Below are 21,915 nucleotides of genomic sequence, written 5' to 3'. Positions count from 1 at the left end.
ATAAGATCGTCCTGGCGAGTATGAGTAAGCGAGTTCACACGTGAATCTAGCCGCACCTCTATTCAATAGTTCACTTCCGGCAATCCGAACTTCGATCGCTGGGATATCCAATGCAAAATACGAACAGCTGACCGACGGTTCCAAGGAGATCTACAAACAGGTTCTGCGCATCTTCGAACGCCATAAGCTCGAATACTTCTTGTTCGCAGGCGCAATTGTCGGATACGTCCGAAATGGTCGTATGCCCCCGTGGAATGATGATCTGGATGTTATCATTTTCGAAGATCAGATTAAGATCTTCGAAGACAGGATCCTGCCGCTACTGCGAGAATGCGGCTACGCTTGCTGGCCGGTGGCAGCGCCCTATGCCGGCGGAGGGTACCACATCCTGGCATTACAGCAGGACGCAAACTCCCGTCATGCCTCCATCGAACTTGCAGACGGAATACAGGTCGTAGTGCCATGGGCCCAGATAGACGTATTCTACACAAGCGTTGATGAAGCGGGCTTTATAAGAAACCTGTCAAACTGGGGCATGTACCATACAAAGGAAGTTCCCGAAGCATGGGTGAGGCCGGGCACCTTTGTCCACTTGGATTCCTTTCGCGCTCGCGTCTTCAGCTACTACGAGGATGATATCTGGCACGAGTACGGGAACGTGGCCAAAAATATCGTTGTTCATTCTCACGATAAAGTCGCGCTCAAGTTGATGGGGTCCGACTGGGAGAAGTTCGAGTTTGACTATGATGCTTTACTGTCCACGAATGTAAGAGGCATACCACCGAGTTTGAGCCGAACGCGACTTGCTGAATTTGTACCGGGTGCGGGCCAAAGGGTTGAAGCGTCAGCTGACGCAAACTTTGACACCATTGCGAAGATGATCTGCGAAGGTGGGTTTAGCGAAGTCACCCTGACCGGGGCTGACCAAAGCTTCTGGGTCCTGGATTTGAAACGTTTATTCCCAAGCGTAAAATTGGATGTTTTGATCAGTACTGAGAAGGAAGCGAAACGGGCGGTTCACCTGCGGCGATTCATCGATAGTGTAAAATGTTCCGATCCGGCAGTTCGTAAGATCTACGAGGATTGTCTGCTCGCCACCGATGCCACTTTCAACTCAAAGAGGGGTGATTCGACATGAACAACGTAATCACCTACGGAACCTTTGATTTGTTTCACGTGGGCCACGTTCGCCTGCTACAGCGCCTGCGAAGCCTCGGAGACCGCCTGATCGTTGGGTGTTCCACCGACGAATTCAACGATATCAAAGGGAAGAAATCTGTAATCCGCTACAACGAACGCGCCGAGATCCTTTCAAGCTGCAAGTATGTCGATCTGGTGATACCCGAAACGACCTGGGAGCAAAAAAGCAGCGATATCCAAAAGCACGACGTCAGAATATTCGCTATGGGCGACGATTGGGTTGGAAAATTCGATCATCTGTCTGCGGAAACCGGCTGCATCGTGACCTATGTGAGCCGAACATCGAATATCTCTACGACCGATATTAAGGGCTATCTGCGAAAGATTGATAGCGATACGATCGCGTCGATGAAGAACAAGATCGATCATCTGCGTGCGCAACTGGAGAAGTATTAAGCGTTCAAACCCAGGGCCGAGTGCTTGGACCCGTCCCGATCGTCGGATGCGGAAATGAGAAAGCAGCGGCTTTTCGTTCGCCCAACAATTTCAATTCTTTTACTGCTGGTCTCAGGAGCCTTTGGCATCCTGTCAGCAACCGAGATCTGGATCGCGCCTCAAGCTTCCGTCCCGCCCTCTCCGCTCAATCGCGCAGTCGATTTTCTGGATATGTTCAAATCTGATGCCCCTTGGCGGAAGGCGGCTCAGGTCATAAGCGTTTTCAAGCTCTACGGCTCGTATCTCGAACATGCCCCTCAGGATCAAGTGAACCTGATCGTGGAGAATCTCAATAGTCGTCATATTTCGATCGCGGTTGAAGCGGGAGTGATGAACACCCCGGTGGCGAATCCGGCATGTGGGGGACCTGGGGTAGAAGGCTATTCGACGATCTCCCGTGCGAAGTTGATTTCAGAAAAAATCAAGAAGGCAGGAGGCTCGATCGCCTACGTCGCAATGGACGAACCACTCTGGTTCGGGCGCTATTACAAAGGGCTTCCCGGTAAGAAGCCCGGATGCCGGCTCTCGATAGAGGGGGTCATTGATCTCGTGATGCCCGTGCTTCGGGTCTATCGCGACGAATTCCCGACGGTGACGATCGGAGACATCGAACCGAGCGGCGTCGCATATCAGCCGGAATGGGAAACTGAGACGCGACGATGGCTTCGCGGGCTTCGCGAGCGTCTGGGATCACGCATCTCGTTCATGCAATTAGACGTACCGTTTTCCGCCGGCTCACAACAGGTAGCCGCTGCGCTACGTTTTTATGATCTGCTGAAGGCCTTGCGTGCAGAGAACTTGGTAGGAGCTATCGGCATAATTTATAACGGACTACCGACTGACCGCACTAACAGAGAGTGGATCGACAACGCGAAGAGCCATATCAAATTTTTCGAGAACGATCATAAGCTTTGTCCCCAACAGGCGATCATTCAATCGTGGGCCTCGCGTCCAACACATGCTTTGCCGGAGACGGATCCGGATAGCCTCACGAGTCTGGCTCTATACTATGCCAGCCAGCTTCGTGGCCCTAAATGAAAGCTTTTCGCGCGCCATGATTAATCAAACGTTGGCGTAATTAAAGGCGGTTGGCGATGGCAGGAAAGACGATCATCCACGGCGGAGGCCAGATAGACGGATATATACAAACCAATTCGATCGAAGCAGTCCTTGCTTCGCTCGCATCTGGTGAGAGGCAGATCGAGCTCGATTGCGTCAAGTTGGCTGACGGCTTCGCATTGGCTCACGACGAAGCTGAAAGGAGATTCTACGGGGTTGAAAAGAAGTTCGCGTCAATAACTCAGGATGAATTTCAGCGCTTGCGGGTGTTCGAAAGATTCAATCCTGTTACGTTCGATATGGTCGAACGACTGTTAGAGATTCTACCAGACACAAAGATAATCATCGACGCGAAGTTTCCGGATTTTCAGTTTCCCGATTTTTTGCAATTTTTGACAAACTGCCACGGATCTCTTCTGGACCGGCTATACTATCAGGTCTATCGGCGTGAATGGGTTGATTTTTGTCGCCCGTTCGGAATCCGAAAGGTCGTGATAGCTTTGTGGAAGCACTACGACTCAGATCCCTACTCAGACGAGGCCTATGACTTCGCTCGCAATGCCGCATCAGAGTTGGATGCGCTCGGAATAAGTGTCAGATGGAAAATTCCTGGCAAGCAAGTCGAAAATCTTCACCGTGAGGGTATGACGCGCTTGACAGGTTTGGCCGACGTATACTTCCACGGCCAGGACATCTCTCTGTGTCGTGAGAAAGAACTGCTGGATGCAGGAGTCAATTTTTTCAGTTCATATTCACTTGGCGCGTTACCGGAAAGCTTCGATGCAAAATCTTACAAGAAGAGGTATGCTGATCTGGCGCATTTGAGTGACATAGGTGCGGGTTGCCACTACCTGGAATTTGGCGTTCGGGAAGGCAGAGTAATTTAAGTCACTCCAATACACTAAAATCCTGGTGTAAAAGAGAAGAGACAGGTGATCCGCACCGCACGCTTTTTCTCGAAGCTTGACGCGCTGTCGTCCATGAGTTCGTCGAATAACTCACTGATCGCCGGTAGAAAACAAGAAGCGGCGAGGGTTTGCTCATCTTCGATCCTGTTTGATGCCGAGCTCCTTAAATGACCGCCTTCTCGGTCGCCGAGCACGCCGCTCCCATCTGGCCGGCCGCCGTCGTTTCGGCGATCCAGCGATTAACTTCAGTCAAATTGAGTGCGTTGTCTCGGTATATCCGTAGCTGGGCATCGGCGGAGCTTCCCCGCTCAAGTATTCTCTTGCAGTCCTCCAACTCCCGTTGACACGTAAGCTTCGCCGCATCTTCGGAAATTTGCTCAATCAGTGTCGATAGCACGTCGTGAATTTCGACCGGACCGTCTTTTCCCACGAATATGCAGCTTATTCCATAACGTTGGGCTCGCCACTTGTTCTCGACCGCGATCGCACGATCGACGCCCGTCACTCGTTTTGACAGCTCGGGCCGCTCGTAGAGGTAACGCGCAAGGGAGCGATATAGCGCCGCGATTGCCACAGCGTCGTCAACGTAAGTGCACACGTCAGGAGCACGCAGCTCCAGCGTCGGGTGTCGTGAAGATGGACGCAGTCCCCACCAGACATAGCTTTCGTCCGGCATAACGCCCGATTTGACGAGGGCAGCTACGTACTCTTCGAATTCCTGCTTGTTCTCGAATAGTTCAGGAAGGCCGCTGCGGGGTAACTCGTCGTAAGCGGCGAGTCGATAGCCCTTCAGGCCCGTGTCGGCCGAATTCCAGAAGGGAGAGGAGGTCGAGAGTGCAATGAAAATCGGGAGGTAGGGGATCATCGCGCGCATCACCGCGAACCGCCGGTCCGCATCGGGCAATTGCACGTGAACGTGCATCCCGCACACCATGTTCCGATGTCCAACCGCTTTGAAATCTTCGATCATCTCTTCATAACGCACCTTCGGACTGGGCTGCGAAAGCCGCCAGGAGGCTGTCGGGTGCGTAGCCGAGGCCATGATGACGAACCCATATTGAGATGCAACGGCCGCAACCTCGCGGCGCAAAAACTTCAATTCCTCGCGGGCGTCATTGATATCACCATGGATGTTCGTGGCGACTTCGAGCTGAGCCTGCAACATCTCCCGCGTGGCCAGGTCGCCTGTGGACCAATTTGCAGCCTCGAACAGCTCATTGGGCGTCTGCATTGCGACTTCGAAGGTTTCTCTGTCCGCCAGGAAGTATTCCTCCTCGATACCGAACGAATACTCGCTGACTTCCTCACGCCCAGCGGCCGATCGGATAATGAGGTGGCCACCGTCGCGACTGAGGTTGAGACGCAGCGTTTTGAGTATTTTCGGATCAAACTGCATGTGCCTGCAACCACGCTTCGAGAACAGCGGCCTGCCACAAGCGCGAGTGGCCCTTTGGACTCATTTCAGCTTCGGGGTGTTGCAACATGTGATCGACAAAGCCGTACCGATACAAACCTCTTTCCCTCGCTTTGGCGGATGTCATCGTATCGCAGACGAAGTCGAGGAACGGACCGTTCAGGTAACGCAGGGAAGGCAGTGGAAAGTACCCCTTCGATCGGTCGATGACCTCGCTCGGCACATAGCGCCGAGCTATCTTTTTGAGGATGTGTTTGCCGCCACCGCTGACTTTCAGTGCCGCAGGGAGGCGCGACGCAAGCTCCACCACTTCATGGTCGAGGTAAGGAACCCGCGCTTCGAGGCCAAAAGCCATGGTTATGTTATCGACGCGCTTGACGGGATCGTCGGCGAGCATGATCTCACCATCGATCTGCAACACCTTGTCGACAGGAGAGACCGCTTCGGCCTGAGTGAAGAACGCGTCGACGAAGTCTCTGCTGAAATCGTCCGAAATGAACTCTTCCGATAACAGCTCCGTCAGATCTGAATGCTTCCAGTCGAAGTAGGACGCTTGATACTGCTGGGTAGCATCATTGGCGGAGAGGAAGGATGGATACCAGCTGTAGCCACCGAACAACTCGTCCACGCCCTGACCGCTTTGCACCACCTTGACTCGTTTGGATACTTCAGAGGCAAGTAGATAGAACGCAACCGCGTCGTGGCTGACCATTGGCTCCGACATGGACCTGATCGCGGCCGGGAGCGTGTCCAGCGCTTTGTTTGCATCGATCCGTATTTGCTCGTGCTTGGTCCCGAACCGTTGCGCGACGAGATCAGAATATCCGCACATTTGTTTTCGTCGGAACTCCTCGCGCCCTATTTACCTTTACCGGCGCCTGCGACAACTGTTTGAGCCGGCCAGCGTTCCTCTCCGAGCTGCCTGAGTTCAGATGGGAGAAATGGAACGATATCGATTGAGCCTGACGCGGCTCCGATCAACACATGATTGGTGGGAACCTCCTCCCATCCGGATTCCCTATCGAGCGGCTCGGAAGCGACAACAAGTCCATCGCCGGCGGTCCGGTAATACAACGAGTTGGCACTATCATTCTCTGCAAACCTGAATGCGAACAGGTCATGGCCATTGGTCAGTGCCGATGTAAAGCGCACAGGCTCGCGGTAATCCTCTTCGTTCACCAACTTGCATAGTTCGGACATTACCCGGCGCGTTGCACCCACGGCATCTTCGACAAGCCCCGCGCCCATCATGGCAAGGAATACTGCCTCGGAGTCGGTCGTACCGAGCCGCGAAGGATAGAACTCGTCGGAAATCATACTTTCTACCCTCCGCCGGAGCCGGTTCCAGCTACCGATGAAGCCATTGTGCATGAACATCCATTGGCCGCACACGAACGGGTGGCAGTTCTGCCGCGTCACCGCCGTACAGGTCGCCGCCCTGACATGAGCGAAAAACATGTGAGACTCCAGATGGCGACAGAGATAGCGCAGATTTTCGTCCGACCACGCCGGCCGCGTCTCCCGATACAGACCGGGTTCCGGATGAATACCGTACCAGCCGAGACCGAATCCATCTCCGTTCGTTCGAGCGGTGGCCTCAAGCGAGCGCAGACTTTGAGCGATGAGAGAATGAACGGGCTCTGTGACGTATTGTTCGAATGCCCGAGTCTCTCCTCGATAAGCGATCCACCTGCACATTGATGAGCCTTTTCTTCCACGTGTCAGGAACAAAGTCACAAACGTTGCTTAAGGAACAGTGCGGGGCACTTCAAGTTCCCTCTGTTGGAACAGCACGAAATCCGGAATGATCCCTTGCCTCATAGACATGGTGGGCTGGCGAAGCCTACTTGGTTTACGGCCATCTCCAAAACGAGATTGCGGCATTTGTTCGGACTGGTCGCTCGCGCGGCGGCTGACGACCAAATCCATGCAATGGTGGAGCGCCTGCGGGCTGCCGATCGCCGTCCTTACACCTAGCTGTTCAAGCGGGATCCAACTTCTCTCTGAGCTTGAACCACAATATGCCGGACAGGCAGCAGAAGCTCACGGCGTTCGCGATGACGATAACGACGTCGTGCTTGAGAACGCCGTAAAGCACCCACGCCCCCACGCCGGTGGTAAGAATGCTGAACATCAGGAGGGACAGATCCCCGCCTTGCCGGTTTGCCAGCACTTCTTCAGTTGAGGAAAGTACGAGATCGAGGTGCAAAAGGCTGCGAAGAACCCGACAAGGGTAGTAGTGTCCATAGCCAAGATGAACGTGCATACGTCGTGGCGGTTCCTTTACGGAACTCAAGAAAAGATTCCTTTGTAGTGACACAAAGAATCCCTCGACTCGTCAAAACAATCTCAGCACTTTTGCGGTCAGTTAACAGAACCAAAAGGCAGGATGGAGACGGTTTTACCGACATCGTCAAGAATAGTAATGCACATCCCGTTATCGGTCAGGTCGGGCGTGTCACCCAGCATCTCTCGAGCCAAGAGTGTTCCGTACATGACGGCCTCCTCATGGGTCTGCAAGGGGACCTTGATGGGTTTTGATTTACGCTCGGCCAGGTCTGTGATGATGTAACTGAAAATCGGCATGATGAGCGAATACCGCCTAGGTTCGTTGTTGTTAAAGGAGGGATGAGTTCACAAGGACAAGCAACGAAGCCCGCTAAAAGGCGTTTGATTTCTTAAGGCTGATGAGTTGATGTCCGTTCGTGGGGACCGGCTGTTGCTTTTGTTATTGATCGTTTCTTAGACCATCACGGGCTCCACCGCCAGCCGGATTGCATCGGCCATCCTCACTACGGATGGGCATATTTTATAAGCTTCGACCGGCGACATCAGTCAAGGCCAAAGAGCGAGAATAAACGAAAACGCCCTCGCTTCCCGACATGCGCTCTTGCGTCCCTCGCCTGCGTCCTGACCATCCCCGTGACGAGTAATTCGGCCGGACGGCACGAATGGGCCTTTGGCGTTCATCATCTGCAATCTGTCGGCGACAAAAAGGCAAACCTTGTGACACGCAATCATGCGTCGCTGCCATCGGCGCCGCAATTTACACCCTCGAAAAGGAACGGACCGCGAGGAAAATTGTTGCCCGCCCAACAAGGGAGTTTCCTATGGCAACAGACAACCCACGTTCTACCGTGCAGATAGCCGGCCACCCCATCCATCCAATGGTAATAGCTTTTCCCATTGCTTGCTTTGTGTTGGCGTTCGTTTCCGATCTTGCTTTCGCCGCGACTTCGAACGGATTTTGGGCAACGGCTTCGCTGTGGTTACTCGGCATAGGCCTCGTTACCGCGGCGTTGGCTGCTGTGACAGGCCTTGTCGAAGTTCTAGGGGATGATCGTGTGCGCAACCTGTCGGATACGCGGCTTCACGCGATTGGCAATGCCCTCGCTCTGTTGATCGCGGCTTTTAACTGGTACTGGCGGTTCGATCACGGCAGCTCAGTCATCGTTCCAACCGGCGTAGTTCTCTCGGGCCTTGTCGTGCTCGGCCTGGCGTTTTCCGGCTGGAAGGGCGGCGAAATGGTTTTTCGCCACCGGGTCGGAGTTGCCGATTAAAAAACGAAATCCGGATTCTAAGCCGGTTTCCGCGATTTCATTCAATGCTCGGGATCGGCCGCTTTCCTGGCGGCCGATCTTTGCACATTCCCAGCGTTATATCCTGATGCTTTGTGCGGAGTGGTTCTGGCGAGAGCACGTTCACGCAAAGGCAAGCAAGGAAACTCAGATTGGTCCAATTGGTAGACTGGATGGGACTTCGCTGAAAAGTTTGCTCGGCAGAATGATCTCGATATCCAAACCGTCTTCTGTACGAGCGCGGACGTAGTTTCCATGCAATTGTTGGTTGATCGCTAGATCCAGAAGCTTCGATCCGAAGCCGCTTTCGGCCGCATCAGAATAGCCGGTTTGCACTGGAGCCTTTTCCGTCCACTTGATACGCAGGCCATCGATATCGCGACTGATATGGACTCCCAAAATGCCGTCGGCATGCTTCAACGCACCATATTTGGTGGAGTTAGTCGCCAGTTCGTGGAAAACGAGAGCCAGCGGTGTAACGGTTCCACCATTGACGAGAGCGTCATCACCGTCGACCGTGAAATGTTTATCTCCCGCACTCTCATAAGGCCGAAGCAGAGCGCCAATAAGTTCCTTTAATGAAACCGATCCTCCCCGTGCAACCGACGTTGCGTGCGCGGTGCGAACGAGACCATGCGCATGATGCAATGCCGTGAGCCGGCTTCTTAGTATGTCTGCCAGCGGTTTCATCTCGGGTTTGTCACGAACTGATAAACTGATTAGCCCGTTGACCAGCGTGAACAGATTTTTGATCCGGTGATCGAGTTCATTGGCCACGATCTCACGCTCAGCCGCGAGGTGTCTAAGCTGGTTCAGCATTTCATTTCGTGTCGCAGTCGTCGTGGAGATGACGAGAGGGGCCAGGGAAATAAGTGCAGCCCCCATGCTGATCGACAACACGAGCGATTGATCGACATGTGAAACGTCAATATAGCCCAGAGTTGTCGCTATGATCACCCATATGCAAAAGACAAAGGTCAGCAAGGCCGTCAGGAACACGCGATAGGAAATTGCGCACCAGAGAAGGGCCGGTACAGGGAATGCGAGGGCCCCCATTCCTCCGAAAAAGAGTCCCGTAACGGCCGAGACGACCAACACAATAATCGGCACTTGATCGTGAAAGGTCGAATGCGGCAGTTGAAAGCGCGCCCATTTACGGCCCTCCGGGTAGGACAGGATCATCGGCAAAAAGGCGAGCTGGTTTATAAGCTCAACTGAGAACCAGTATCGAAAAGAGCTGACCGCTGCCGGATCGTAGAATAAAGGACCGACCAGGATCGACCCAACAATGCCGGCGAATATGGATGCGACGCCCACCGCAAAAAGAAGGTAAAAAACCGAGGTCCGACGTTCCAGACGTTGGTCAGCCGGATCGGCCCTGGAGAGCACGACATGGCCGACCGCCACGATACCGAAATTGTATGCAGCCAGTCCCGCACTCGTTATTGGGCCGTAATCGGTAACTGGAACCGCAATAACAAATCCGACAAGACAGGCCACCCATCCCAGGGGATGCGCCAATAAAGGAAAGCGCACGAGCATACCAAGCATGAATGCGTTGGCAGGCCAGATCAGCGACAAGACATTGTTGTTTGCCGTGCGAAAGCCGAAAATGCAGAGTACGGAGTACGCTGCGGCAAAAATCAGAAAATAAAGCCATTCCCAGCGCGGATTGGTCGCAGTCTTGAACCAGCTTATCATCGTTGCGGCTTTGGATCTCAGCTTCCTGCGCCAGTCTCAAGCTTAACATTGCACAGTGTGTCAATTGGGATTTATCAATTGCGCGTTGTGCCGAGTACTTTTGCACTCTCCCGAACCGCGGCAGCGATACTACTCCGAGTTTTCGCCCTGCCCACGTGCCCGATGGGAACTTCTCAAGGGAGTTGATCAGAATTGGCCTTTCCTGCGGTAAATAGAAACAGGCGGGCGGCTGATACAATGGCGTGCAATTGAGTTCCCCGACGCGGCAGCTCACGGCGATGGGTCCTATCAATCTGTATACGAAATTCGAACGCCCACAGGCTCAGGCGGGCGGCAAATTCTGAGAAGGCGTGAGCAGCGCGACCGGCAAGCTGGCGAACAGCTCGCGTGCTAGAAACGACCCTTGCGAGAGTATGAGCTCACGTCCGCTGAACAGCTCTGACCATCGCTGCGGAACGACCTCAGACGATAGAGTCAGAGTGCAGTCGCCCCATGTATCTGCCCCATGCCCACGGGACGGGTACAAAGCCACCGCGGTCACCAGCGCGCTATCTTCGCTGGTGCGCATGAAGGCACAGAGGCGATCTGCCTGCGGACCTGTGCCGTGGAGCGCTTCGTACGAACCGTGCATGAACAGTTCCGGTTCGCGACGGCGCAACGCCAACGTCTCGGCAATAAGGCGGAGCTTTAAACGGCCGTCACGCCAGTTTTCCAGAAGCTCTGGAAGATCACCCCTGCCCGATTCCACGGATACCAGTGATGCTTTCCGGATGTCGTAATCAACGGGACGACGATTATCTGGATCGACCATGCTGAAGTCCCAGAGTTCCGCACCCTGATAGAGATCGGGCACGCCGGGCGCCGTGAATTTCAGCACGACCTGAATAAGGCTGTTGAGAGCGCCAAAGGTAGCCACGCGCTGCTGAAACGCGGAAAAAGATTCCAGAAAGGGATTGGTTCGCGACGTGTCCAGCGCGTAGCGAATGAACTCTAAAACGGCGTCTTCGTATGCGGCGTTCGGCGCAGCCCAGGTCGTATGGACCTTGGCTTCACGCATGGCTTTCGTTATGGCGCCTTCAATCCGCTGGCGAAAGGCATCCACTTCCACTGGATCGAGCTGGCCCGCTGAAAGTTGGGCCGGCCATGCTCCGAGCAGGAGTTGATAGAACGCATACTCGTCATTGCGATCTGGCGGCGCTGCGTCCGGATTTCCTGCGCTGCGCGCCCGCAGCATCCGACTCCAAAGTGCAACGTGTTGGGCCCAATCGTCCGGCATCTCCGATAGCACCGCCAGCCGCGCCCGCGTATCCTCGCCGCGCTTGGTGTCATGCGTGGCGGTACTCAGCATGGCATGCGGCGTTCGTTTCGCCCGCTGGGCATTGGCGTGATGGAAGGCGGCTACGCTTACACTGAACTGGTCAGGGTGGCCGCCGACCTCATTCAGCGCCAGCATCCGGTTGTAGCGGTAGAAGGCGGTATCCTCGAGGCCCTTGGCCATTACGGGGCCGCTATATTGCTGTGCGCGCATTGCGACGCGAACCACCTCCACGCGGCTGAATCCGCTACGCGGCTCGGCAACGAGATCGCAAGTCAGGAGTTGGTGGAGGAAATCGAAAACGCTGGGGTCCAAGGCAGCACCATTGCGGCGGGCCTGAGCCATGGCCCAATCGATATCGCGGCGGTCTGCTTGGGTGGGCGGGCTCCGTCCGTCAACATATGTGCGGTAGACGGGAAAAACGGCGATAATTTCTTTTAGCGCCCGTTGCAGGACGTTGTTGGTAAAGTCGGCGGTCCGCGGATTCGAGCGCGCCACCCGCGCTGCCTCCCTGGCCAGCACGTTCAGTTCGCTCGCCATCTCGTTCTCCATGATCCGCATCTTCGAATCGCGGACGATGGCACTGAAGGAGGCCCGTTCACCGCTGAAGTCGGCGTAAAGGCGCGTGAGATCCTCCTGACCCGCCGGATCGTTCAGCAGACCGGTGACGAGGTTAGCGAACTCGTAGCCAGTCGTCCCTTCGACATCCCAGTCATCACGCAGGTTTTCATGCGGCGCAAGGATCTTCTCGACAACGAGATAGAACGGACATGGCGCCTTTTCCCGTAAGCGCAAACAATACCCTTTCGGATCGAGAAGACCATCGACGTGATCCAGCCGGATTCCGTCGAGCACTCCTTGTTCGAGCAGGCGGAACACCAGCGAGTGCGCATGGTCGAAAAGCTGAGGGAGCTCCATCCGGATCCCAGCCAGGTCATTAATGTTGAAGAAGCGGCGGTAGTTGATGTCGTCGGCCGCGACGCGGAAGTGGGCTGCGCGCCAGTGCTGGTCGCGGATCAACGCGTCAAGTTGCGACCAGCTTTGCAGTTCGCCAATCTCGCCGTTGAAGCGGTCCACCGCGGCCTGGATCGCGACCGCCAGATCGGGGTTTTCCCTGACTGACTCGGCCAGCTCCAATTTGAGATCCGAAGCCCGGCGAACGATATGCGGGCGCCATGTCGAGAGGTGCGCAAACGCGTCGCCGATGCGCTCCAGGTCCGGATGGTTATCGCCGAGGACGCGCTCGTAGTGAAGCGGGCTGATCGGAAGCTTGTGGTTGTCGTATGCCCACACGGCCAGCGAGCCGGCTTCCGCATCGAACCTGAGTCGGAGCGCACCCGACTGGAGTTCAGCACCGTACTGCTCGCCCAGGAAGGGGACCAGCAGTTTGCCTTGCAGGTAGCTGCGATCCGACTCCCAATCGATGTCGAACCAGCCTGCGAATTGCGAATCCGGACCCCATTCAAGCACGTCCAGCCACCACGGATTGTCCGCACCGCCCACCCCCATATGGTTCGGGACGAAATCAAGGATTTGGCCGAGACCGTTCTCCCGGAACGCGGCAACCATCCGCTCAAAGGCTGAGGTATTGCCGAGCTCAGGGTTCAGTTCGGTGTGGCTGACGATGTCGTAGCCATGCGTGCTGCCGGGGCGAGCCCGCAAATAGGGTGAGCAGTAGACATGGCTTATTCCCAACCTGGCGAGATAAGGCGCGAGCGCCGCCGCCTGATCGAAGCCGAAATCCTTGTTGAGCTGCAGCCGGTAGGTGGCGCGTGGGATCGGCTTGCGGTCAGGCTGGCCCTGTCGATCAAAAGTCATCCGGTATATCCGCCGCCAATTGGGGTCTCAAAAGAGGGGCCGGTACGTTGACCTGATCGACGAAGTTGCCATGCGTCGGTGATAGCCTCTTTCAACTTTTGGATGTTGCAAGAGTTCCCTACGCAAAGCCCGAGTCGTCTGTCGTGCTTAGGCGAATTGCGCCGGCAAGAGTTACCCACATCTGAAAGAAACGGGAGGCGCAGTCCCTGCGCGCATCCTACCGGTTATGTCCCGCAGAAAGTCTGCCGGACTTCTTCCTCCGGTTGGGGCGGCTTCGCATAGTCAGCAAACTTCGGCTGGTCGTCGAAGGGATGCGCCAGCACCTCGACGAGTTCGTGAAACTTCTCGAAGCGTCCCGCTTCAGCGTCCCGAATGACCGCTTCGATGCGGTGATTGCGCGGGATGAACATCGGATTGACGGACAGCATCTCGGTGCGCCTCGCTTCGGCCGACCGTTCTTCAAGCGACAGGCGTTCCCGCCATCGTCCAGCCCATTCGTCGAAAGCGGAAGGGTCTGTGAATAACCCCCGTACGTCCACATCGCCTTTGGCATGGGCGGCTGCCTCGCAAAGGGCGCGGAAAGTCAACGTGAAATCCGCATCATTCTCCGCCATCCGGTTCAGGAGATCAGACGCGAGTTCGAAATCGCCTTCCACCGCGCGCGCGAGGCCGAGCTTCTGACGCATGCCTGCAAGGTATGCGGCATTGAAGTGATCATCGAAGCCAGCGATCGAGGCATTTGCAGCTTCAATCGCCTTGTCACCGCCACCCGCTATGAGCGGTAGTAATGTCTCGCCAAATCGGGCCAAATTCCATGCCACGGCGGCAGGCTGATTTGCAAACGCATAGCGTCCGAACTGGTCGATGTAACTGAAAACCTTGTCAGGCCGGTAGGCGTCGATGAAAGCGCACGGCCCGTAGTCAATCGTCTCGCCTCCAATCGCAGTGTTGTCAGTGTTCAGAACACCATGGATGAATCCAACAAGCATCCATCTTGCCGACAACCGGGCCAACGCTGCGACGACGGCGGCGTAGAAAGCCCGATATGGGTCTTCAGCCAAGCGCGCTTCCGGGTAGTGCCGGGCGATCGCATAGTCGGCCAGAGCGCGAAGGTTTTCGATGTCCCCCCGTGCGGCAAAGTATTGAAACGTGCCGACGCGCAGGTGGCTCGACGCAACGCGGGTCAGAATTCCGCCCGGCAGCGCCCGCTCGCGCATGACGTTTTCGCCTGTCAACACCACGGCGAGCGAGCGTGTTGTAGGAATGCCAAGCGCAGCCATGGCCTCGCTGACGATATATTCGCGGATGACGGGACCGAGCGCGGCGCGGCCATCACCGCCCCGGGAGAAGCGGGTTCGGCCAGAGCCCTTCAGCTGAAGGTCGAATCGCTTACCCGCAACGTCCACGACTTCGCCAAGCAGAACGGCCCGCCCGTCGCCGAGCTGGGGCACGAAGTCTCCGAACTGGTGCCCTGCGTAGGCCTGCGCGATGGGTTCGGATCCAGACGCGATCTCATTGCCAGAGAGGACAGCGACGCCTTCCGGGCTCTCGAGAAACCTTGGATCGATGCGCAGTTGGCAAGCCAGCGCGTCATTTACGCGCAAGAGCCTCGGCGCTGCTACCGCTAACGGTTTCACGCGTTGATAAAACGCCTCCGGCAACCGCGCATAGCTGTTGTCGAACGGAATGGGCCCTGCCGCGTCCGCGGACGTAGAACTTTCTGCAAGCGATCTCATGATTCTAAGAGTCGTCCCTCCGTCCTAAAAAAGCAAGGTTCACCCGTTCCGGCCTCAACGTCTCAAACCCAGCACATTGGGGCCAAGAGCAAGAATCGGCTTAAAAGTCCTTCTCTTGCAAACCTCTTCTCGCAACGAAAATTTGGGAACAAACTCAAGCCTACGCATGTTCTCCTCCGCAAAGTTAGAAGAGCGCGATCATGGAGGCGCCAAATGACGATGATTGGCTGGCTCAAAAAACGCTTAACGAACATCAGCTCAGCGCCCGCCTCAATGGCTTATGAATTCGGCGGCGTTCAGGAATGGCCACTCGACTACGGCAACGATCAGCGGCTGGCCGAACTGCTCGCCAGTCGCCCGGCAAAGCTTTTGGGACGATCTGGGCGCCGCGCCAAGCTTTAGCCGCTGGCAGCCCGCATCGGAAAACGCCCGGACACGCCCCGCGACGTATTAGCCTTGGTCGGTGCCACGCTGCGGTGGCTGAGGGTTATTTTCGGGGTTCGTATCGTACTTGGATATCCGGGTAATGAGCCCACTCGTAGCAAGCGGTTGCAGATCTGACTCCAAGCTATCAGCGATCTCCTTCGCATACACCTCTTGATCCTCCACATAGAGCGTGAAGGATTTCAGATATTTTTCCTTCTTTGTCGGGTTCTGAATCGTTGCCTTGGTCCATTCATAAAGCGGATAGCCTTCGATGCCGCGCTCTTCTGCTACGGCGACATACTCGGAAAATGCATCGAACTGGGATTTTGGCACCGCGCGATGTCTGGCGAGAATATCCAAAAGGCGTGTTAGCGCCGGTTCTTGTACGTTTCGTCGTATCGATTCCGCGATGACCGAATCGTTTACGTCGAACCTGACCTGATACTGCAACTGAGGAGCCATGCTACTCGTCTCGTTCTCTGATCGCCCCTCGCCGCAAAGCCTAATGCTCGCTCATAACTATGTCCAGTAAGGAACCGGCTAACTGTACTGCTTGCTCGATGGAGGCAAAAAGCGCTTCGCACGGTCTGTGTGTTAGAGGCGCTTGCCGCAAGCCTCTTCAGGCATGGCAAGCGACTGGCGCTGGGTGAATTCGGTGTCGGACAGAGCCGTGAGGAAGGCGATCAACTGTTTCGCCTCGGCTGCGTCGTACGTCAGGCCGTGCTTGGCGACAGCCTCATCGATCGTCCGCGCCGATCCATCGTGCCACCAGGGGCCGGTGAGCGCGACGTTGCGCAGCGATGGCGTCCGGAATTTGCCACGGTCGGCGTCGATCCCGGTCTTCTCGAACAGCCCCTGATCGGGGAGCGCGGGATCGGCCGGACCAAGCCGGTGCATGGACAAATCCGTGAAGTTCGCTCCCGAATGACAGGCCGCGCAATCGCGGGCGAACAGCGCTGAACCAGCTTGTGCATTCGGAGCGAGCTGCTGCCGGTCCCAGGCGCTGCCATAAGAGATGAGCGTACGTTCGAAGCTCGCCAGCGCACGCGCCACGTTGGGAAAGTCGATGCGACCGCTATTCTCGGGAAAGGCGCGTGCGAACATCGTCTGATAGCAGCTATCGCGTCCGAACCGTTTGCCGATCTCCGCCTCGCGCCCTGCCATGCCCATCTCGACCGGATGAGCGCCGAATACCGGGGTCGCCGCCTGCGTCTCAAGCGTTGTGGCTGCTGGATCCGCGAAGTTCAGTGGTGTGAACCAGGCGACGTTGGCCAGCCCGGGAACATTGCGTCGCCCGGACTCGTCGGTCACTCCAGGATGAGTGCGATTGCCATCGGCGAAAGCGTGCTTCTGCTCGTGGCAAGTAGCACAGGACATCGTGCCGTTAGCCGAGAGATCAGCGTCGTAGAATAGACGCCGCCCAAGCTCGATCTTGACAGTGGTCATGGGATTATCGGCTGGAATCGGCGGCGCCGAAACGCCGGCAGGCAGCGTCCAGCGCCATGTTGAAGTCTCTCGCGGTAGAAATCCTGCTGACAACAAACTTGTCAGCAGGAGCCCGGCTGACAGCAACAGGAGTGAGAAGCGCGGGGTCTGCACGGGATCAGGGCAAGCGCGCGAGCAGCACTGTCATCTGCGGCTGGCCATTGGCCGATATTTGCAAGATGTAAGGGCCGGGGGTGAGAGGGTAATCTACCATCTTGCGGATTCCGGTGCAGTTCGGCCCATGGCCATGCGCGGTCGATTTCACGGCCTGCTCGTCTCGCACGAGATCGATCCAGGCGGCCGAATCGAGCGCCACCCGGTAGGTGCCGGCCTCATGCACATCGAGCAGCACAAGACCGCCATAGCTGACCGAGCCGCCCGGCTTCTCCGGGCGCAGTGGGTAACGCACATCAGGTGTCCGCAGCAAAGTGAGGCTTGCGGCCTGGCCGATTGGCAGGCGCGCGCGTGACGTACTTGTCTCGGTCTCCGCCGCCTTTAGTTGGAACGGTGTGGTCCAGGGCGCCAGTTCACCTGTCGGCGCGACCGGAGCGGCACAAGCCGGCGGCGGAGCAGCTTCCTGTGCCTCGATCGGCCCGGCTGCAACGGCGGCAAGGCCAAGCGCGCTCAGCGCCAGACCCCATGAAATCTTCCTGCGCATGTTTACCTCTCGTCACCATTACCTGAATATAACGTGCAGACTCCGCAACAAGCATACCAAGCACATCGAGGCCAAAGTCTGGCTGACCGTGTTAAGACCTTTCGAAGTTCGTTCGCCAAACGGACAAAGCGGCCCACAGGCATACACGATCAGCGCAGCGCCCTTTGAAGATGCACGCCGGAGAGCCCAGCGTGCATCTTCTCGCCGCGCCGCCGCACCAAGCTAAAATATGGCCCGCACCTTCGCGTAGAATGTGCGTCCCGGCTGCGGCAGTCCCCACACCAGTTCGTAGTTCTGGTCGAGCAGATTCCTCACGCCGCCGGCCAACTCGACATTCTCGGTGACCTGGTAGTTGACGTTGATGTTGGCGAGCGTGTAGGCCCCGGTGCGGATATAGAGATCGGGAAAGGCGGCGCGGATCGGCGCGTTCGGTCCCTGGGTGCCGACGAGGACATCGCTCCAGCGGTCGCTCGCGACCTCCAGATTCGGCGTGATGGCGAGCGGCTCGATCGGCCGCCATGTGGCATAGACGAACGCCTTCTGGGTCGGCACCCCGACCGGCCTGAATCCGGGAATTGATACGTCGCTAACGTTTCGCTCGATGAATGTGTAGTTGCCGCCGATCATGAACTGCGCGGAGAGCTGCGCTTCCAGCGACGCCTCAAAACCGTAGAAGTGGCCTTGGTTGATGTTCTGCGTCTGCGACTGTGTCGGGCTGACACGGACCGCCTGAATCAGATCGCGCACGTCGCTGTAGAAGATCGCAGCCGTTCCCTTCAGGTTAGAAAGAATCTGACCCTTCCAGCCAAGTTCGTAATTGGTGGCGCGCTCCGGGCCCAGGTTGGGATTCGGAATCGCATTGCCAAAGCGCTGGCTGTAAAGCTCGAAGATGGTCGGAAAGCGCGCGGTCAGATACGCTGAAATAGACCTGCTTGGCCTCGCTGTAACGCCAGATCGCTGCCGTTTGCCAGTTCAAGGCATCGGCGCCACCTTTGGGATACTCGTATAGTCCCCTTATGTCGTCATACTCTTCAGCTTTGTCGATCCGATATTTGTCATAGCTGACACCCCCCACCAAATCGACGTCCGGGGTGACGTGGAAAGTGTCTTCCAGCGCCGCCGACCACGTCGTCTGGTTCTGATGCTGCCACGGCTCGGTGGTATTAAAAACAGGACTGGTCGGACGGTTGTCATTCTGCTCGGTGTGAAAATCCTGCCGATAGTGGAATGCCGCCTTCAACGTGTTCATCGGAATCAGCTCGGTGCCGGCCTCGATCGAGCCGCCGCGCGCGTTGTCGTTATACTGGCTGTTGAAGCGGCCGGGATTCGATTGCGACCTATAGGTGATGTCGTCATACGCCGAGAGCGCGTTGTAAAACTTGTTGTAGAAAAGTTTGGTCCTGAGATAGGAGGCGTCGCCGATCTGCGTGTTCGACAGGAAGGCCAGATTCTCGACATTCCATGCCGGCCAGAGCCAAAAGCTGTTCTGGCTCGATGGCGGGTTGTTGTAGACGTTCAGGGGCGCACCCTTGGCGCCGGACTGCTTGGTATAGTTGATGCTGTATTCGTCGGTGGCGTTAGGCGTGTAACCAGCCTTGAGGTTGACTCGCCAGTCCTGGGTGTCCGATCCGTTGCGCCGTCCGCCATCTTCCAGCGAGCCGGGGTAAGGACCCTGCGCTGGATATGGCGAATAGCCGCGCGATAGCGACCAGAAATTCTGGTCGAGTTGGTTGACGCTGCCCTGAACGTAGAAATTCTCCTGGCGTGAGCCGATCCTCGCGTAGCTGTTCCAACCCTGAAATGCTCCGCGATTGTCGAACATCGTGCCAGCGCGGATTTCAGACTCGAACGGCTTGACCGGTTTAAGCGACACCAGGTTGATGGCGCCGCCCATTCCGCCCGGCCCGTCGAGCACCGAAGCATAACCTTTTTGAATTTGGATCTCGGAAATGTCGCCGGTGAGGAAACGGCTAAAATCGAGCCGGTTGTCGGCTGGAAGATAGAGGCGCACACCGTCAATCATCAACGGTACCTGCCAGCGGCCAAAACCGCGCACGAAAATGTCGGTCTCGTTACGCTGACCGGCGGACGATAGCGTGCCGTTAACACCCGGCACCAGGTTCACCGCCTGATCGAGGGTCTGCTTTTCGAAGGTCCACATCTGCTCGCGCGTCACCGTTGAACCGCCGACGCCGCCCCCGCCCGCACCCCCGCTCCCGCTTCCTCCGCGTGCTGCGCCCGAAACGTAGATCTCGCCGAGTTGATAAACTCCGTCACGATCTTGGCCACGATCTTGCGCGTCCGCGCCGACCGTCATCGCAACAATCGCTACGGACGACAGGAGCGCGCCCCTGCCGGGGAAATTCACTGATCGTATCATCGTCACCCCCAAGCAATCGCTATATTTATAAAAAAAATATCGATACCGAGGATGGAGGTAAAAATCTCAGCGACATATTAACACATATATAACGACTGAGTTGAGCGACTCTTGCGCCGGATGTTTCAACCGGCGCGGGCAGCGGCCGCCTCGCTATAGTGGCACGGGTATTACCGCACACATTTTTTGGATAGCGGATAGCGCGACGTTCTCACTGTTCGCTTAGACCCCAGCATTGTCTCGATTTCATATCGGCGGACATATCGAAATCAAAAAAGACCGAAAAGGCCAAGACGAGAAGCGCTGCGGCTCAATTACGGAAGTCCTTTTGTCATCGTAAAGGGATTGAACCCACGTTCCGCGAGGGCAGCCCACGAAGCTGCGCCAAGATGTGACAATCGGAAATAGAGTCGCGGCTTGGTCGGGTCGGTGTCCAACACGAACCCGGTTGGTAACTCGCGGACAGTCGAGGCATAGAACCCACCATCGGGCGACCTCTGTGATTCGATGACAGCGATCAACGACTCTGCCCTCTCAGTCTTGCCGAGCAATTTCATCAAGAGAGCCACTTGGCCCGTCCCTTCGGTCCACACACCGTCCCGGTCTTCGCCGTAAGAAAAGCCTCCGCCGACACTCATTCGCTGTTCGGCGGTCGTCATTGCCGATGCAAATTTCCCGGCCGCTCCGTGAAGCGCTGTTAAAGGCCAGATCTGAGCATCCAGAGCCAAAATCGGATTGTGCGTGACGCCGTCTTCAGCTGTCCCTGCGGCGAAACAGGCGCATGCCGGATTCCACATCGTATTTACGAAGTACTCAGCAACCGTTGCCTTATCGCGCCAGCGCGAATCGCCTGTACGGATCGCAAGAAGGCCAAACGCAGCGGCGAGGTCAGTATTATGTTCGGTCGATTTCCACGCCCGCACTTCCGGCGTCGGTTCATGCCCAAACGTACCGCCCGTGAAACCGCCAGTACCGCGCGTATCGGCCCATTGCGCGACCCAGGCGCCAAGCCGTGCTGCACCATCGCGGAACCGAGAGCCGGTGTTCGCATCATCAATCGACAGCAACGCCAACATGGCCCATGCGATGTTACCAACATCGCTGCCCACCTGATATCGATCCTCTAACCATTTGTTCTGAGTATTGTCCCACCACCCTGGAAGTTTGACGGGGCCATTCGCCACCACACCCGCGGCGTAAGCATTCCTGAGCCGCCCATCATGCCAGGTGCGGTCGTTATCGATGGCCCAAAGAACCGCCGAGCCAATCCGATACGCTTTGTCCTGCTCACCGCAACCGACCAATGCGATGGCGGCTACCGCATTGTCATAGAGGTAGGCGGCGCCATGCAGAGGCCCCGATTCGACGGTCGGATAGCTGGGCAGGAACAACGGCCCTGACGATGGTGCCTTATCAATTAGACCAGCGAGGTATCCGCACGCTGACGCCTTTGGTGCTGCTGAAGCCTGTAGCGGAGCGACGGCCATCATGATTGCGAAAGTCGCGACGACCCAAGTGTGAACGCAGAGCCCGCGACAACGGGAAGAAAGCCGGTCAGCATCGAGTAAAAACATCGTGCCTTCATCTTCAATGGCAGCTTATGGCCCTTCTCGGACCTCGCACAATGTCCGCTTTTGTGCCGTTGTTGAGGGACAAACGGACATCAAACGCGCCGCAACCAAGTTTCCTGATTTTATGAGGACACGGCCTAGCACTACTTTGGCAGATTTTGCTGAAGGCGGCCTGCGAGCAGCATTTCACAGTGCGTGCATCGTAACGGTGGAGGCCGCACGAATAGGTCG

The 21,915-nt window shown here is 56.6% G+C and carries 20 protein-coding genes and 1 pseudogene; 7 read left to right on the top strand and 14 right to left on the bottom strand.

Going from position 1 to position 21,915, the window contains the following annotated elements:
• The first annotated feature begins 40 nt into the window (after positions 1-40).
• From GGQ85_RS15830 to GGQ85_RS15810, 5 genes are read left to right on the top strand one after another with little or no spacing between them, the layout of a single operon-like run.
• The gene (locus GGQ85_RS15830; protein WP_309775315.1) at positions 41-1,138 is read left to right on the top strand and encodes a LicD family protein; all 1,098 of its coding nucleotides are present in this window, start codon (positions 41-43) and stop codon (positions 1,136-1,138) included.
• Positions 1,135-1,596: an adenylyltransferase/cytidyltransferase family protein gene (locus GGQ85_RS15825; protein ID WP_309775314.1), complete on the top strand. Its 462-nt coding sequence runs from the start codon at positions 1,135-1,137 to the stop codon at positions 1,594-1,596. Before GGQ85_RS15830 ends, GGQ85_RS15825 begins: the two co-directional genes overlap by 4 nt.
• A 54-nt stretch (positions 1,597-1,650) precedes the next feature.
• Complete coding sequence (locus GGQ85_RS15820) at positions 1,651-2,673, top strand: hypothetical protein (protein ID WP_309775313.1); 1,023 nt, start codon at positions 1,651-1,653, stop codon at positions 2,671-2,673.
• A gap of 56 nt (positions 2,674-2,729) precedes the next feature.
• On the top strand, positions 2,730-3,581 hold the full coding sequence (locus GGQ85_RS15815; RefSeq protein ID WP_309775312.1) for a PI-PLC domain-containing protein: 852 nt from the start codon (positions 2,730-2,732) through the stop codon (positions 3,579-3,581).
• A 45-nt stretch (positions 3,582-3,626) separates the two neighbouring features.
• Positions 3,627-3,773 (top strand): hypothetical protein, encoded by a 147-nt coding sequence (locus tag GGQ85_RS15810; RefSeq protein WP_309775311.1) that lies wholly within the window; start codon positions 3,627-3,629, stop codon positions 3,771-3,773.
• Here GGQ85_RS15810 and GGQ85_RS15805 read toward each other — a convergent pair.
• The 5 genes and pseudogenes from GGQ85_RS15805 to GGQ85_RS15785 form a co-directional block, all read right to left on the bottom strand.
• The gene (locus GGQ85_RS15805) at positions 3,766-4,998 is read right to left on the bottom strand and encodes a carboxylate-amine ligase (RefSeq protein WP_309775310.1); all 1,233 of its coding nucleotides are present in this window, start codon (positions 4,996-4,998) and stop codon (positions 3,766-3,768) included. The genes GGQ85_RS15810 and GGQ85_RS15805 overlap by 8 nt on opposite strands.
• A pseudogene (locus GGQ85_RS15800) lies at positions 4,988-5,869 on the bottom strand (asparagine synthase-related protein); the annotation flags it as partial. The gene GGQ85_RS15805 and the pseudogene GGQ85_RS15800, both read right to left, overlap by 11 nt.
• A 5-nt stretch (positions 5,870-5,874) precedes the next feature.
• On the bottom strand, positions 5,875-6,714 hold the full coding sequence (locus GGQ85_RS15795) for a class II glutamine amidotransferase (RefSeq protein ID WP_309775308.1): 840 nt from the start codon (positions 6,712-6,714) through the stop codon (positions 5,875-5,877).
• 283 nt (positions 6,715-6,997) lie between these two features.
• A complete protein-coding gene (locus GGQ85_RS15790) occupies positions 6,998-7,312 on the bottom strand; it encodes an SWEET family sugar transporter (protein WP_309775307.1) in 315 nt (104 codons plus the stop codon).
• Between the two features lie 68 nt (positions 7,313-7,380).
• The gene (locus GGQ85_RS15785) at positions 7,381-7,602 is read right to left on the bottom strand and encodes a hypothetical protein (RefSeq protein WP_079447739.1); all 222 of its coding nucleotides are present in this window, start codon (positions 7,600-7,602) and stop codon (positions 7,381-7,383) included.
• Between the two features lie 524 nt (positions 7,603-8,126).
• Here GGQ85_RS15785 and GGQ85_RS15780 point away from each other — a divergent pair.
• A complete protein-coding gene (locus tag GGQ85_RS15780) occupies positions 8,127-8,576 on the top strand; it encodes a DUF2231 domain-containing protein (protein ID WP_309775331.1) in 450 nt (149 codons plus the stop codon).
• A gap of 165 nt (positions 8,577-8,741) precedes the next feature.
• Here GGQ85_RS15780 and GGQ85_RS15775 read toward each other — a convergent pair whose 3' ends face one another.
• The 3 genes from GGQ85_RS15775 to GGQ85_RS15765 form a co-directional block, all read right to left on the bottom strand.
• On the bottom strand, positions 8,742-10,295 hold the full coding sequence (locus GGQ85_RS15775) for a sensor histidine kinase (RefSeq protein ID WP_309775306.1): 1,554 nt from the start codon (positions 10,293-10,295) through the stop codon (positions 8,742-8,744).
• Between the two features lie 322 nt (positions 10,296-10,617).
• On the bottom strand, positions 10,618-13,428 hold the full coding sequence (gene treY, locus GGQ85_RS15770; RefSeq protein WP_309775305.1) for a malto-oligosyltrehalose synthase: 2,811 nt from the start codon (positions 13,426-13,428) through the stop codon (positions 10,618-10,620).
• Between the two features lie 224 nt (positions 13,429-13,652).
• A complete protein-coding gene (locus GGQ85_RS15765; protein ID WP_309775304.1) occupies positions 13,653-15,164 on the bottom strand; it encodes a protein adenylyltransferase SelO in 1,512 nt (503 codons plus the stop codon).
• A gap of 213 nt (positions 15,165-15,377) precedes the next feature.
• Between GGQ85_RS15765 and GGQ85_RS15760 the strand changes: the two genes are divergently transcribed.
• Positions 15,378-15,566, top strand: a complete 189-nt coding sequence (locus tag GGQ85_RS15760) for a hypothetical protein (RefSeq protein ID WP_309775303.1) — start codon at positions 15,378-15,380, stop codon at positions 15,564-15,566.
• Between the two features lie 48 nt (positions 15,567-15,614).
• On the opposite strand, the gene GGQ85_RS15755 is transcribed toward GGQ85_RS15760, so the two are convergent.
• The 6 genes from GGQ85_RS15755 to GGQ85_RS15730 all read right to left on the bottom strand — a co-directional run bounded on the left by GGQ85_RS15755 (position 15,615) and on the right by GGQ85_RS15730 (position 21,603).
• A complete protein-coding gene (locus GGQ85_RS15755; RefSeq protein ID WP_079447745.1) occupies positions 15,615-16,052 on the bottom strand; it encodes a hypothetical protein in 438 nt (145 codons plus the stop codon).
• Positions 16,053-16,184: 132 nt separating this feature from the next.
• Positions 16,185-17,036 (bottom strand): cytochrome-c peroxidase, encoded by an 852-nt coding sequence (locus GGQ85_RS15750; RefSeq protein ID WP_309775301.1) that lies wholly within the window; start codon positions 17,034-17,036, stop codon positions 16,185-16,187.
• 157 nt (positions 17,037-17,193) lie between these two features.
• Positions 17,194-17,733, bottom strand: coding sequence for a hypothetical protein (locus GGQ85_RS15745; protein ID WP_309775300.1), 540 nt, complete (start codon positions 17,731-17,733; stop codon positions 17,194-17,196).
• A 222-nt stretch (positions 17,734-17,955) separates the two neighbouring features.
• Entirely contained in the window at positions 17,956-18,588 is a 633-nt protein-coding gene (locus GGQ85_RS15740) for a TonB-dependent receptor domain-containing protein (protein ID WP_309775330.1), read from the bottom strand.
• Positions 18,515-20,113: a TonB-dependent receptor plug domain-containing protein gene (locus tag GGQ85_RS15735; protein ID WP_309775299.1), complete on the bottom strand. Its 1,599-nt coding sequence runs from the start codon at positions 20,111-20,113 to the stop codon at positions 18,515-18,517. Before GGQ85_RS15735 ends, GGQ85_RS15740 begins: the two co-directional genes overlap by 74 nt.
• Before the next feature lie 314 nt (positions 20,114-20,427).
• Positions 20,428-21,603 carry a hypothetical protein gene (locus tag GGQ85_RS15730; RefSeq protein ID WP_309775298.1) on the bottom strand — a complete coding sequence of 392 codons (1,176 nt, stop codon included), beginning with the start codon at positions 21,601-21,603 and terminating at the stop codon, positions 20,428-20,430.
• Positions 21,604-21,915 lie beyond the last annotated feature (312 nt).

The organism is Nitrobacter vulgaris (assembly GCF_031453995.1).
GTDB lineage: Bacteria > Pseudomonadota > Alphaproteobacteria > Rhizobiales > Xanthobacteraceae > Nitrobacter > Nitrobacter vulgaris.
Note: the sequence above shows the minus strand (reverse complement) of the source record. Positions and strands in the feature narration are given on the sequence as shown.